General features: G+C 32.6%; 13 protein-coding genes. 4 read left to right on the forward strand and 9 right to left on the reverse strand.

Features of this window, described 5'->3' with window-relative positions:
• Together HRU49_RS03810 and HRU49_RS03815 are read right to left on the reverse strand one after the other, a co-directional pair.
• A partial coding sequence (locus HRU49_RS03810) for a hypothetical protein (protein WP_296354332.1) occupies window positions 1-307 on the reverse strand: 307 nt, incomplete at its 3' end.
• 506 nt (window positions 308-813) lie between these two features.
• Window positions 814-1,356, reverse strand: a complete 543-nt coding sequence (locus HRU49_RS03815) for a pyridoxamine 5'-phosphate oxidase family protein (RefSeq protein ID WP_296354334.1) — start codon at window positions 1,354-1,356, stop codon at window positions 814-816.
• Between the two features lie 99 nt (window positions 1,357-1,455).
• On the opposite strand from HRU49_RS03815, the gene HRU49_RS03820 reads away from it, so the two are divergent.
• A complete protein-coding gene (locus HRU49_RS03820; protein ID WP_296354336.1) occupies window positions 1,456-1,821 on the forward strand; it encodes a DUF2237 domain-containing protein in 366 nt (121 codons plus the stop codon).
• Between the two features lie 161 nt (window positions 1,822-1,982).
• Here HRU49_RS03820 and nagB read toward each other — a convergent pair whose 3' ends face one another.
• The 3 genes from nagB to HRU49_RS03835 all read right to left on the reverse strand — a co-directional run bounded on the left by nagB (window position 1,983) and on the right by HRU49_RS03835 (window position 7,333).
• The gene (nagB, locus tag HRU49_RS03825; protein WP_296354338.1) at window positions 1,983-2,777 is read right to left on the reverse strand and encodes a glucosamine-6-phosphate deaminase; all 795 of its coding nucleotides are present in this window, start codon (window positions 2,775-2,777) and stop codon (window positions 1,983-1,985) included.
• A gap of 381 nt (window positions 2,778-3,158) precedes the next feature.
• A complete protein-coding gene (locus HRU49_RS03830) occupies window positions 3,159-6,443 on the reverse strand; it encodes a M1 family aminopeptidase (RefSeq protein WP_296354340.1) in 3,285 nt (1,094 codons plus the stop codon).
• A 2-nt stretch (window positions 6,444-6,445) separates the two neighbouring features.
• The gene (locus HRU49_RS03835) at window positions 6,446-7,333 is read right to left on the reverse strand and encodes an ABC transporter ATP-binding protein (RefSeq protein WP_296354342.1); all 888 of its coding nucleotides are present in this window, start codon (window positions 7,331-7,333) and stop codon (window positions 6,446-6,448) included.
• Window positions 7,334-7,542: 209 nt separating this feature from the next.
• On the opposite strand from HRU49_RS03835, the gene HRU49_RS03840 reads away from it, so the two are divergent.
• Both HRU49_RS03840 and HRU49_RS03845 read left to right on the forward strand, forming a co-directional pair.
• Entirely contained in the window at window positions 7,543-8,334 is a 792-nt protein-coding gene (locus HRU49_RS03840) for a histidine kinase (protein ID WP_296354344.1), read from the forward strand.
• Window positions 8,331-9,032, forward strand: a complete 702-nt coding sequence (locus tag HRU49_RS03845; RefSeq protein WP_296354346.1) for a response regulator transcription factor — start codon at window positions 8,331-8,333, stop codon at window positions 9,030-9,032. The genes HRU49_RS03840 and HRU49_RS03845 overlap by 4 nt, the downstream gene beginning before the upstream one ends.
• Before the next feature lie 324 nt (window positions 9,033-9,356).
• Here HRU49_RS03845 and HRU49_RS03850 read toward each other — a convergent pair whose 3' ends face one another.
• The 3 genes from HRU49_RS03850 to HRU49_RS03860 all read right to left on the reverse strand — a co-directional run bounded on the left by HRU49_RS03850 (window position 9,357) and on the right by HRU49_RS03860 (window position 12,341).
• Window positions 9,357-10,013: a hypothetical protein gene (locus HRU49_RS03850; protein WP_296354347.1), complete on the reverse strand. Its 657-nt coding sequence runs from the start codon at window positions 10,011-10,013 to the stop codon at window positions 9,357-9,359.
• Window positions 10,014-10,119: 106 nt separating this feature from the next.
• The gene (locus tag HRU49_RS03855; protein WP_296354348.1) at window positions 10,120-10,569 is read right to left on the reverse strand and encodes a DUF2452 domain-containing protein; all 450 of its coding nucleotides are present in this window, start codon (window positions 10,567-10,569) and stop codon (window positions 10,120-10,122) included.
• Between the two features lie 218 nt (window positions 10,570-10,787).
• Window positions 10,788-12,341: a DEAD/DEAH box helicase family protein gene (locus HRU49_RS03860; protein ID WP_296354351.1), complete on the reverse strand. Its 1,554-nt coding sequence runs from the start codon at window positions 12,339-12,341 to the stop codon at window positions 10,788-10,790.
• Window positions 12,342-12,461: 120 nt separating this feature from the next.
• Here HRU49_RS03860 and HRU49_RS03865 point away from each other — a divergent pair, with 120 nt between their 5' ends.
• Window positions 12,462-13,394, forward strand: coding sequence for a peptidoglycan DD-metalloendopeptidase family protein (locus tag HRU49_RS03865; RefSeq protein ID WP_296354353.1), 933 nt, complete (start codon window positions 12,462-12,464; stop codon window positions 13,392-13,394).
• On the opposite strand, the gene HRU49_RS03870 is transcribed toward HRU49_RS03865, so the two are convergent.
• Complete coding sequence (locus HRU49_RS03870) at window positions 13,389-13,568, reverse strand: GyrI-like domain-containing protein (protein WP_296354413.1); 180 nt, start codon at window positions 13,566-13,568, stop codon at window positions 13,389-13,391. The genes HRU49_RS03865 and HRU49_RS03870 overlap by 6 nt on opposite strands.
• Window positions 13,569-13,882 lie beyond the last annotated feature (314 nt).

Consider the following 13,882-nt stretch of genomic DNA (forward strand, 5'->3'; position numbering starts at 1 on the left):
CTGGCGCTTCTAATCTATCTTGAAAATCAAAATATAATTTAGCTAATTCCAGTTTTTCATTTGAAGCCTTAACTAATTGTGGCCAGTTAACGAAACCTACCATTTTTGCAATCATGTGTTGTGAATTTCCTAATTTAAAGTTAGTTTCATCTACATTAAATACATCAAAAACCATTGATACTTTAAAGTACTTTTCACGTTCTATTTCGTACTCTAGTTCCCCTCGGTTTTCGAAGAAAGTTTGATTCTCCTTAAAATCTTTCAATAAATTTTTTGCTTGTAATTTGAAATATTTGATAATATCCATAATATATTCTTTTGCTCAAAAATTATTATTCTGAAGAAAGCGTTCGTAATCTATTAGTGAATAATAATTCTTGAAAGTTATATTATAATTATCAAATTGGTAGATGAAATCTTTGCACGAACGAACAGGCTTACCAATTAAGTACCTAATCCAAAAATATATAATATAGTTGTTAATTCAAAGACAATTCTCTAATTTAGATAAACCATGTTCCATTCAAAATGCCGATTTAAGCATTAAATGCGGTTATCAAAACCATTCCACACACATTATGCTTCCCTCCTGCGTCGTCGCATAAAAAGTGTTCCATTAACATTGTAAAGAAACTTTTGAAAAAAAAATTTTTTGAAGAAACTTTAGTAAGAACTTTTCGCTTTTATCCAAAGCTCAAGTTACATAACGCAAGTACATTATAGGACAGTTGTATCATAAAGACAATCTAAGCGTATTAGCGCTGAAAGTGATATTTGACATAATCTTAGCCATAAGTTAAAACCATTAATTTCTCAAGGCACCAAAAATTCACCCTTCCAACCGTCTGCGTTGTACTCAAATTTTATCCGTAAATGGTTTGGACGCTTTAGTTGTAGGTATTCTAAAGTTTTTGGAATAATACGTATGGCCGTAAAATAGCTGTTTTCAAGATCGTAATGTACTTGATCTGAATTGCTAATAGTAGTACCTGGACTATCAACTGTAATGTAATCTTTTCTTGAATTTTCAGGAATATTCTGCCAATAACGTTTTAACTGATCAGCATCTGTAATAATTTCTGCTTTGGCATCAATACGTATTTGTAATAATTGCTTTGGATGATAAAACAACGCGTTAACGTTTGGGTTATTAGCTATATCAGCAACCTTTTGCGAGCGTTCATCTGTATACACCAAAAGTACAAAATCATCTACAATTTTGCGTAATACGACAGTCCGCTGCCTTGGTTTACCATCTTCTATCGTAGCTAATGTAAAATACCGAAACGGATGACGCTTTTTAACATAGCCATTAATAAGTTCGCGTCTCGCTTTCTCTAAAAATTCTAATTCCAAGATTTTTTTTAATCAATATAATCATTCAATCTAAGTATAATTCTTAAGGATTTTGTAAATTTCACTTAGCGTAATAAACACTATTTTAAAAACATATAAATGGCCAATAATGTCTATGGCAAACCTTTAATCGCTTGTTGTACAAATCCTATGACTGGCTATTTTAGAGACGGATTTTGTAGAACGATGCCGCAAGATTATGGCACGCACGTGGTTTGCGCAGAAGTCACTAAGGAATTTTTAGAGTTCAGTAAACGTCGTGGTAATGATTTAACAAGACCAATACCACAATGGCAATTTCCGGGTTTACAACATGGTGATAAATGGTGTTTGTGCATATCACGTTGGTTAGAAGCTTATAAAGCGGGTGTAGCACCTAAAATTGATCTAAATGCCACCCATGAAAAAGCACTAGAATTTACTACACTGGATGTCTTAGAGGAATTTTCGATAAAAATCTCATAGTTATAAATGCTTTAAAGCAACGTATCTAAGCGCTCAACAAGCGAATGAGGTTTGCTCCAAAAATTGATCGTTCCAAGCATATGGATTGTCCATACATTATTCCTGAGCGGGCTTGATCTCATTTACATGCTATCGCATCTCAAATAATGAATCTAATTATATCAAATTTCCTGTACGCTGTTTAGTTCTTCTAATTCTTTAAAATAGCGTACGGTACCAACTCGTAATTCGTGAGTTGCATCATCGTCACAAACAATTATGGCTTTCTTATGAAGTTGTAAGGCACTGCCTGTCCACATATGGTTGATCGGTTCCTCAATAATATGCCGTAATGCTAGGGCCTTAGAATGGCCACTAACTAACAACAGTACCTCGTTAGCATCCAAAATGGTCCCAACACCAACAGTTAAGGCAACCGTTGGCACTTGAGAGGTATCCTCATCAAAAAAACGTGCATTATCCATCACGGTCTTATTATTTAAAGTTTTAAGGCGTGTACGCGATGATAATGACGACCCTGGCTCGTTAAACGCAATATGCCCATCAGAACCTATACCACCAAGAAAAAGGTCAATACCACCATACGCATTGATTTTATGTTCATAATCCTCACATTCTTTTACCAGATCTGGTGCATTACCATCTAGAATATTAACGTTTTCAGGCTCAATATCTATTTTACTAAATAGATTATCCCACATAAACGTATGATAGCTTTGTGAATGGTTCTTAGGTATACCAACATACTCATCCATATTAAATGTAATGACATTATTAAATGACACATTGCCAGAATTACAATACCTTATTAGCGCTTTATAAGTGCCTAATGGTGTACTTCCTGTTGGTAATCCAAGAACAAAGGGTTTATCGGTTTCTGCCTTATGATTGTTTATCTTCTGAACAACATAATGAGCAACCCATTCTGACATTCCAGAATAATCTGTTTTAATCATTAATCTCATTTGTGATAAAATTTAGATGAGACTTAAAATTACTAAATTTTTAGCTAGTTAATTCTTAGATATTTGAGAATCTTATCTACTAGGTTTAGGCGCGTTAAGCTTTCCGCATGTGCCATTTCAAAAAAATAAATTACTGGCATTACACTTACATTAAAAATAAGTGCTTGTGAATTCTTAGAATGGATTTGGCTTACCCCCTAATCTCATTCCTCGATTTTATTAATAGTGTATAAAGACAATTGTCACTAATAAAATATAGAAAACAAAGTATTAAACTTTCGCTTTCGTCCCAAAGCACAAAATATTTAAAGCAGTTCATTATCACTATAAGACACTTTTAATATGTAATTATATCATACAAAATTTTATTTGTTACATTTTTACAGGAATAACTTTTTCAAACAAATCAGAAATTACATATTGAAGTGAATCTGAGGTGACCTCTCTAAAATAACCTAATAAATCTTGCGTTGTTGCATATCTATCTGTTGCCATTTTTAGTTTACCATTTTTGGTATTCCAATCTTGGAGAAAGCGCCTCAACGCCTTATTAACGTTCTCCTCTCCTATTGCTTTTTGAAACTCATACATGTTAATCGCTCCTTTAGCATAATAAATGTGGTCTTGATCTTCTACCAATGCCAATGATGGTTCTTTAACATCTTCTCTATCTTTTCCCTTTATGTAATCCTCTTTTTGAGTTTCTAAAAATTGCAATACTTTTTCTTCGGAATAATATTTTTTCAATACCATAATTGCTGCATATTGCGACAAGGTTTCTAATATGGTTAGTCGTCCTTTAACATTTGCTGCTTCTACTTGCATGCCAAACCATTGATGTGCAATTTCGTGTGCAGTGACGTAAAATACCATATCAACATCTTTTTGATCATCGATATCTAAAACAAAGCCAATAGCCTCTGAAAATGGAATGGTTCCTGGAAATGATTGTGCAAATTTTGCATAACGCGGAAACTCCATAATGCGTAATTGTTCGTTTTGATAAGGGCTAAAATTATTACTGAAATACTCTAACGACGCTTTCATAGATGTCATCATTCTATCTATATTGTAATGATGTGCTTTATGATAGTAAATTTCAAGATCAATAGGTTTTGCTGTAGAATCCTTACGCGCTATCCATACATCTTTTTTTATTTCATATTCGGCTGAAGTGATGGCATAAAAATTAATCATTGATTGCTTCATTTTATAATGAAAATAGTTACGGCCATTTTCTGTCCATTCTCTCATTAAATTCCCAGGTGCTAAAGCAATTTGATCTTTTGAAGTTCCAATTATCATTTCAAAGGTAATACCATCAGAATCACCACCATTTCTTGCATTGTTAAGCTCATTTAGATTATTTCTATTTGCCATACGAATTCTTTTCGGTAAGCCATATTTTTCGCGTTCATGAGCATCATTTAGTTCATATTTTTTGTTATAGCCCATTGTTGGTAAATCCGTATTATTAAAAAATGTTCCGTTAGAATTTATTTTAACATTAGAATTTCCAGATTCAAATCCTTTCGTGGTGAAACTTTGTTTGAAATACATTTTTACGGTATCTCGTGGCTTCAAAGCCTTTTTTAGATTAAAAATGGAATAATCAAACTTTTTATATTGTTTATCGATTGTAAACTCGCCTTCAAAAACAACTGAATCCAACCTAACATTATCTTCAAGAAGCTTTTGAATGTGAATAGATTTAATATCTTCTGTAGTGGTGTTTTTAAGTATGTAATACCCTTCTATGGTATAATCTCTTGTTTTAGGATACAGTTCTACACGCAAGTTAACATCTACTATTTTAGGTTGTGGTATATATTCATATACTTTGAGTTCTTTTTCATAAGTAACTCTAAATTCTGTTGCTTCAGAATTTGTCCAATAGGTATTTAAAATATTAGTGCTATAAAAGATAAAACTCCCGGTAGTTATAAATAATATACACACCGTAATTGCTAGGGTAAAAAGTGGCTTACTTAATCTATACTTAATGGCCTTTACTCGCTTCCACATATTGGTCTCAGCACCTCTTACGTTTACTAAAGAACTCATAATTAGCAATAACAACCCGAAAAGAGACCAGTACAATTTTATAATGAGATATGGTTTTAAAAAATGACCGTAACCACTCATATCTGAATAGGCGCCTAAAGCACTGCCTCCAAAAAAATATAAATCGTGGTCGAAACCAAATAAGCCTAAAGCGATATTGGCAATAAAGAATATAATCACCAACATAATACCTAAAAACTTGTGATTTACAATAGACTGAATAAAAAATGCAATGCATGTATATAAAGCTAAAAATGGTAAAATCTCTAAAAAGAAACCAGATAAATACACCTGATATTCATATTTATAATAGCCATTTAAGGTTTGAAATATAATTCCTGAGCCAATTAAAGCTAACATTAAAACGACATAAATTAGATTCAATCCAATATACTTACCCAATAGTTTTAAGAAACTAGACATTGGTGTTGCGTCGTAGATTAAATCTAGTTTTCCACCTCGTTCTTTCCAAACTAATTCTCCTGAATAAAACACCAAAAGGATAATAAAGAAATACATTGACGTTTCTTTAAGTTCTTCTACAATAAAATAGGTTGCGGGATAACTATCCACCCCATATACAGTTCCCAGATTTACAGAATTAATAAGGATGATAATCATACCACAAATAACGATACCCCAAAATGAGGATTGTTTAAAAATGCCTGTAAAATAAAATCTTGTAAACTGTTTTAGTTGCGCCCATTTAGATAATAAACCGTACTGCTTTTGGGTATGTGGAATTATTACATCTTCAATTGTAGAGGTTTTTTTAATAGTTAATGATTGATTGCTTTTAGAGCGCTTATCTTTAACTACGTTAAAATTGAATTTCTTATAACCATAAATCAACGAAATTGCCCCAAGAGTAACCCAAAACAGCTTGTTGTAGAAAATGACACCAAAAAATGGAATATTATGAGTACTTTTTTCTAAAGCAGACCAAGATTTTGTAACAAAGGTGGTGGTAGTTAGTGAAAATGGATCTAAAATGGCTTGCCAAAACGCATTAGTGATAGCTTTGGTTAACATAAATATCACAAATACAATAATACCTTGTGTATAAACAACCACTAAATTTCTACTTAAAGCTCCTGTAACAAAAAATAATGATGCTCCAAAAAATAAGCTTGGTAAGGTTATCATAAAAAAGGTTTTTACATACACAAATGCATTAAAAACTAATAGATTCTCTGGCTTATGCCATGGCATAAGCTCACCTACCATCATACCAAATACAATTCCTGTAAAAGCAAAGAGTAATACCGTAAACGATCCTAAAAATCTGCCAAACAAATAATCTTTTTTACTGATAGGTGCGGTAAAAACTAAGGATTCTATGTGGTATTCAAAATCTCTTAATACCGAAACTCCCATAATCATAGAAGCTAAAATCATAAATATTCCAGTGATGGCTCCCATTGTTTTTGCAATTACTACAGGTGAGTTTTTTTTCATTAGCCCCATATCAGATCCTTGAAAAATAAAGTCTACACCAAAAATTGAAAATAAAAAGAGAAACAAAAAGAACACGTAAGTATCAAAACGTTTGATTCTATATTGTATTTCGAACTTAAAAATATTGTACCACATAATTATAGAGATTTAACGTTCCTAGTATTAAATATTTCGGAGAAATACACATCTTCTAATTCGGCATTAATAAGTAAAAAGCCATTTCCAGGATTCACATTGCTTAAAATATGAATGGTCGGTTTTCCTAAAAAGAGCTTTTCACTAATGACTTTATAATTTTGCTTATACGCTTTTAATTCTGACTTTTGGATTGTTTTTTTATAGACTCTGCCCTTAAGGTTTTCCAGTATTTGTAATGGATTTCCCTTTAAACACACTTGGCCTTGATTAATAATTGCCATATGGGTACAAAGTTCTTTAACATCATCAACAATATGAGTAGATAAAATGACGACTGTGCGTTCTCCTAATTCGCTTAGCACATTATAAAATCGATTACGTTCTACAGGATCTAATCCTGCCGTTGGTTCATCAACAATAAGTAATTTAGGATCATTAAGTAAGGCTTGTGCTATACCAAAGCGTTGCTTCATTCCTCCTGAATAGCCTTTAAGATTTTGTTTTCTTACGTCGTATAAATTGGTTTTATGCAAAAGCGCTTCTACTAAGTCTTTACGCTCACCTTTTTGCGTAATTCCTTTGAGAACCGCAAAATGATTTAGTAAAACTTCCGCAGATATTTTAGGGTATAAACCAAACTGTTGTGGCAAGTATCCTAAAACTTGTCTCAATTCGTTCTTTTGTTTTAACACATCAACGTCCCCAAGTGTAATAGAACCATTGTCTGCGTCTTGTAATGTTGCAATGATTCGCATTAATGTTGATTTACCTGCTCCGTTTGGTCCTAGTAAACCAAACATTCCTGTTGGGATTTCTAAAGAGATGTTTTGTAATGCCTTAACACCATTAGAGTAAGTTTTAGATAAATTGTCAATAATGAGTTCCATAAGTGTTCGTTTTTTGATTGATTGAAACAAACATATATGTGATTTTTGCTTGTGTAAAATATTTGTGACACAAGTATAGGTTTGAATGGCAAACAGATTATGCTATGTTATAAAGGTCTTTTAAAACAACTTTAAAATCGTTTACCACTGATTAAAGGCCGTTTGTCAACTAATTTGTTTGAGCTGTTTTATTTAATTAATATTGATTTATGAAGTTGACTATATCTGAAAGAAAAAAGAATATTGTAACACGATTTTATAAAATAGCGCTTGTTATTATAGGCTTAGTCATTGTAATATTTAATGACACTTTTGGTAAACTAGAAGGGTTTGTAGAATTTATGGCATTCTACTTTATACTGGTTTTGATCACCATTGCATATTGGGCTTTTAAACAAATCAAATCGATCATTAGATTAAAGAATGAAAAAGCAAAAACAGAACTGTTGCATTTAAAAAGTCAAGTAAACCCTCATTTCTTTTTTAATATGCTCAACAACCTGTATGGGTTAGTTGATAAAGATTCAAAGAAAGCCCAAGTGCTCATCCTTAAACTTTCTGACATGATGCGTTATAGTATTTATGAAGGTGATAAAGACACGGTTTTATTGTCCGATGAAATTACGTATTTGAAAAACTACATCGAACTTCATAAAATGCGTTATCACAAGACTATTGATATACAGTTTAATATTGAAATAAACGACACTAATTATGAAATAATGCCGCTTCTTTTAATTATTCTTCTAGAAAATGCATTTAAACATGGAGTTGAAAATTTAAGGGAAAATGCTTTTGTACATATTAATTTAAAAGCTCAAAACAATAAAATAGAATTCGAAATTGAAAATAATTGTGATGCATCACAGAGCAATCATAAAGTTGGTATTGGTTTAACTAATTTAAGACGACGATTAGCACTAGCATATCCAAAAAAGCATTATTTTGAAGTCTCTGAAATCGATGCTATTTACAAGGCTAAATTGAATATAACATTATGATTACGTACATAATAGTAGATGACGAGCATATTGCTCACGACATTATTAAAAACTACTGCGATATGCTACCAAATTTAGAATTCAAAGCCGATTGTTATGATGCTTTAGAGGCTATTGATTATTTGAGTAAACATAAAGTGGATCTGATTTTTTTAGATTTAAACTTGCCCAAATTAAAAGGGTTTGAATTTTTGAAAACCTTATCATCACCTCCACAAGTTATTGTAACTACAGCATACAGTGAGTTTGCGATTGAAGGCTATGAATTGAATGTGGTTGATTATTTATTAAAACCATTTAGTTTTGAACGTTTTTTGAGTGCTGTTAATAAAGTAACAACATTTAACACAAATACGGTAAAAAAGGAACATAAGATAAATTCAAAATCTAAAGAAAAACACATCTTCCTGAAGCAAAACAACAGTTATATTCAAGTCGATTTAGATAGTATTCTATTTATTGAGGCCTCCGGAAATTACACTAAAGTCTTTACCACTAACACTACAATAACGATCCGCGAAAAAATATCTGATACGATACAATTACTTTCAAATGAAGATTTTCTTCAAGTACATAAATCGTTTGCAATTGCAAAAAAGCACATCAGTAGCATAGAAGGAAATAGAATTTATATATCAGACCATATTGTGCCAATTGGAAAACTTTACAAAGTAAATATCAAACAACTTATTAAATAGACTTGTATTAATTCTAACTATTTCATCTCACATACCTTGTGCTTCCCACCCATGTGCTTGCTTCAGACGTATTTAATAACTATGGGCTTATGAATCAAAATGGATATGGCCTAACTCTAATCTCACTCCTAGATTTTATTAACATTGTATAAAGACCTTTGTCAACAATAAGATATAAAAAAGAAGTATTAAACTTTTGCTTTTGTACTAAAGTTGAAATCACATAACCCTGTATATTAAAATGAATTAGAACTAGTATGATGTTAAAGGCCAACTTGAAATAAAGTTGGCCTTTTTTATATTACACGCAATAAAAACAGTGTTTTATATTTTTCTTACTAATAAAATTGCATTAGAGTTAAAACAAGAGCCCAGAAATGTCTCGCCTCCAAAATTAGAATCAAAACTCATGACGTAAGGTTGATAGCCTGCCTTTGATGATGTCCAATAAAACAATGTTTCGTCAAAATTCCCAATATCTTGAAGGTGAAGATTATTAAAAATTGCTTCTATAGATTGGCGACTTGGTATAAACCAATCGTCATAGGCATTATAGTTTAAATCATAAGCAATCTTAAAGGCATAGTCGTCACTTCCATATTCTAAACCATTTGGCACATTACTATTATCGGCCAAATTTCCATTAACAATTTGCTCTGTATTGAATTCCCCATCGCCAAAAGCCTCACCATTGGTTAAATCAAAATGGTCACCCCAAGATTTAGTTCCGATTTGAGAATAATTAGTTGCAACCATTAAAGTACCATCGATCTCATCAACATGATAAATATAACCACCACCATATTCTAAACCATATAAAACCTCTGCACCTAAGGTATTTGTAATATCTAGAACTGGGACGCCATTTTCTAAATTTTCTATTATTGAAAGATTTTCGTTAAAAATTGTTGGATCTACGGTGTCGTCTTCTGAACAGTTGAAAACTAATAAGGCTAAAAGAACTAAAAGACATTTTTTCATAATTAATTGAATTTAAAATTTTATTGTGTTTATGTATAAAACAACACAAGTTTTAAAACTCCTGAATAAATTTAATTAATTAGAAAGCGTTATTATTTACTGCAACTTAAACTTTCACTAAATCCTTATTTGATTTTTCTTCTACAATTTCCCATAGATAATCTGAGGTTAAACGGAAACTTCCCAAGTGTTGAAAATCGCAGCTATCTGGCTCTATAATGGATAAAAAGGGTTGTTCCTTAGTATTATTGTACAAATGATACACCTCACCTATCAGTGGTTCAAATGTAAATTTAGACGCTGTCACCAACTCGTTGTACTCCAAAATTTTAAGTAAGGCATCGTATTCTGCTTTTAAGGCCTCATACTTGGCTTTTAGATGCTTATTAGCTTTATAAATTTGGGAATTTTTCCAGCTGCCATTATTGGGCAACTTTATTTGTGGTGCACCAACATTAGTTGCATACGGTCTAAAGGCCGCATCGTAGCGCTGCTTGTCCTCATCAAACACCACTAAATCAGGTCGTTTGACTTTTTGTTCTCCTTTTTTTTCCATAACATTTTGTATGACAAAGATACGGATTTCGCAGTTAAGCCGCTATTTAATTGCTTTTCTAATTCGGTAATCTACTTTTTGCAGATTTAGGGAGCTGACAAATAGCATAACCTTTTAAAGTACATTAGGTAAAATAACTTGGGAAGATTATTAGTCAATATCGTAGAGAGATCATATTAAATCTGCGTACCATTTTTCTTAAAATCTTATACTAAAATTTATTCTTCGGGCGGATACCCATGAATTTCTTCGAACTTCTCATCGAAATTAGCTCGTAAGTAGGAGTTCAATTTCTTTTTGTAATCGTCTTTTAACCATTTTAAAAAATTCCCTGTACTCTTACTGATTAATTTGGCATAAATTTCTATCCGCTGACTAATATCATCTTTTAACAATTTAGCCAACCCAAGTGCATCATAGACATCCTCACTATTTTCAATGCATATCTTAGCATGTTGCTCAATAGAACGTTCAAGAACAACTTTTGAGGATTCTCCTGCATCTACAGCATTTTTATACGTTTGCCTTATATCAAAGTAGGTGTCTGCTGACTTTGAGAATTCATCTTTAATTTCATCAGCAAGTTCGTGCTTAAAATTGGCTTCAATAGATTCGTCACTCTTAATGCGGTCAGCAAACCAATTCGGTGATCTAAAAATCAATTGCCAGTCTAAATCGGCTCCCCAAGGCCCAAAACGGTATAAGTTATTCCCCAAATCAATAACCGTAAATTTTGACTTATTGTTAAGAATACGAGACCCACGACCAATCATCTGGTAGTATAAGGTTAGTGATTTTGTTGCTCTGTTTAGAATAATCGTATCAATAGTTGGCTCATCAAAACCAGTGGTTAAAATACTTACTGAGGTTAAGATAGCATTGGGTGTTTCATGAAACCAATCTAATATCTGTTTACGCTGCTTTTTAGTGGCTGTGTTATCTAAATGCATAATTGGTAAACCTGCTTGTCTGAAAGCATAATAAACACTTATTGACGTGTTAATACCATTATTAAATATTAGGGTCTTTTTGTTTAATGCGTGCTTTTTATAAGCATCAACAGTCTTTTGAAGCATTGCTGGACTGGTGTATAAATCCTCAGATGATTTTACCGTATAATCACCATTAGACCCAACTTCTAAGGACGTTAATCCCATATCATATGCATATGTTTCACAACGTGCTAAAAATTCGTTTTCAATAAGGTTTTCAATAGTTTCGCCAGTGATTAATTCACTATAATTACCCTTCATAGGTAGCTCCTTATTAGAACTTAACGGTGTGGCAGTCACGCCCAGAATAAAAGATTTTTCAAAAAACTTAAATAGCTTGGTAAACGAATTGTAATGTGCTTCATCAATAATTACTAAACCAACATCTGAAATGTCTAGTTTATGATCATTAAGCCTGTTGTTTAAAGTTTCAACCATAGCTACAAAGCAAGAATAATCAGCCTGATCATCTAGATTAGCCTTACTATCTACCACTTTATTCGTTACGCCGAAACTAGTCAGCATTTCTGAGGTCTGTCTGCATAACTCGATACGATGCGTCATAACCAAGACCTTCTTATTATGGTTTTTAAGATATTGACGCACCATTTCAGAGAAAATTACGGTTTTACCACCACCTGTTGGTAATTGGTAGAGCAAATGGTAGTCTTCTGGTGCATTATCAAACTTTTCGAATATCTGATTTATAGCGCCTTGCTGATATTCGTATAATTCTTTATCGGTCTTTTTATCTTGAATCACTGAATTGGGTTGAGACATATATGTTGATTTGAAAGTTGTAAAATTAAGGCTTTTTACGCGATGATTACCTTATTTGAGGTTAACAATATTTTATAGTAATTTAGCGTTTCTTAAAACGATTGATTTTTTTAAACATTAATGAAGACCCCTTTATTTACTTTCGTTTTTTTATTGGCAGTGACAACAGTTTTTGCCCAGAATGACAGCCTATTACAATCTATAAAAATTAAAATTCCAACACCTGCAGGAAAAACACTACTGATGGAAGAAGTTGAAATTCCAATGGTTAGTTCTGGAGATAAAGCAATTCAAAAGCAAGCGGATATTAAAAGCGAATTCTGGGAAACTACAGTATACAATCCTTATCGTTACACCCCTATAGACTTTCCATTTCAAATAACGTTTGATGATTCTACCTATGCTTCTCCAGTTAAGCATGAAAAAGTGATCACCTCACGGTATGGCTGGAGACGTGGTCGGCCCCATAAAGGTATTGATATCGACTTGGTAACAGGAGACTCTGTTGTAAGTATGTTTGATGGTATTGTGCGCTTTGCTAAATATAGTAGCGGCCATGGAAGAACCGTTGTAGTGCGCCATTACAATGGACTAGAAACCACATACGCGCACCTATCAAAAATTGCTGTTAAAGCCAATGACTCTGTTTCAAAGGGGCAGTTTATAGGAAAAGGGGGAAATACAGGAAAATCAACAGGAAGCCACTTGCATTTATCAACAACCTATAAAGGTGCGTTTATTCACCCCGAATACCTGTTTAATTTTGACGATTCTAATTCTATACGATCAAAAAACCTATGGGTTACCCGAAAATGGACGAGAGCAAGTTACCACAGCTCTAGACGCATGTCAAAATTAGCCTTGTATGAAACTAAAGAAGATGCTCTAGCAAGTTTAGAGAAACAGCGTAAAATATATGTTGTAAAAAAGGGTGATACATTATCTCGCATTTCGAGACGAAATAATACAAGTATCGCTTCAATTTGCCGGACCAATAAGATTAAAAAATCGTCCACACTTAGAATTGGTCAAAAGTTAATTCTTGAGCTATAATTTTTCTATAGGAACGTAGACATCCTCTTCTGAATCTTGACACCCATTATTGTACTTCTCACCCATCACTTGAAAATGTGGTCTATTAGCAATTTTATAACCAGATGTTGGTAACCATTCTGTGATTATCTTTTGATAGGTTGCACCAGCATCCATACCTTTATGTAAGACAATGGCATATTGACCTTATGGAATTTTCATGAACCACATCCCTTCTGGCAAAAAACTACTATTTGATGCTTCTACACAAGCCCAAAATTCAAAGTTGTCTGTACTATTTCCAAAATCAGAATAGTTTTGAAGTGCTATGAATTCTTGAGTTAAGCGATTTTTAATTTGTGTCTACCGAGGCATAAATTGCTTCCATAAAGCTACAATATTCTGATATTGAAGCTGTTGCATTTTGCTTTTCATGCCAACCACCAGCTTTTCTCGTAAATATCCTACACGCAGGTCCAAAACAGGACTTAATTATGTATGGAAAATTA

This window comes from Winogradskyella sp. (assembly GCF_013213975.1).
Classification (GTDB): Bacteria; Bacteroidota; Bacteroidia; order Flavobacteriales; family Flavobacteriaceae; genus Winogradskyella.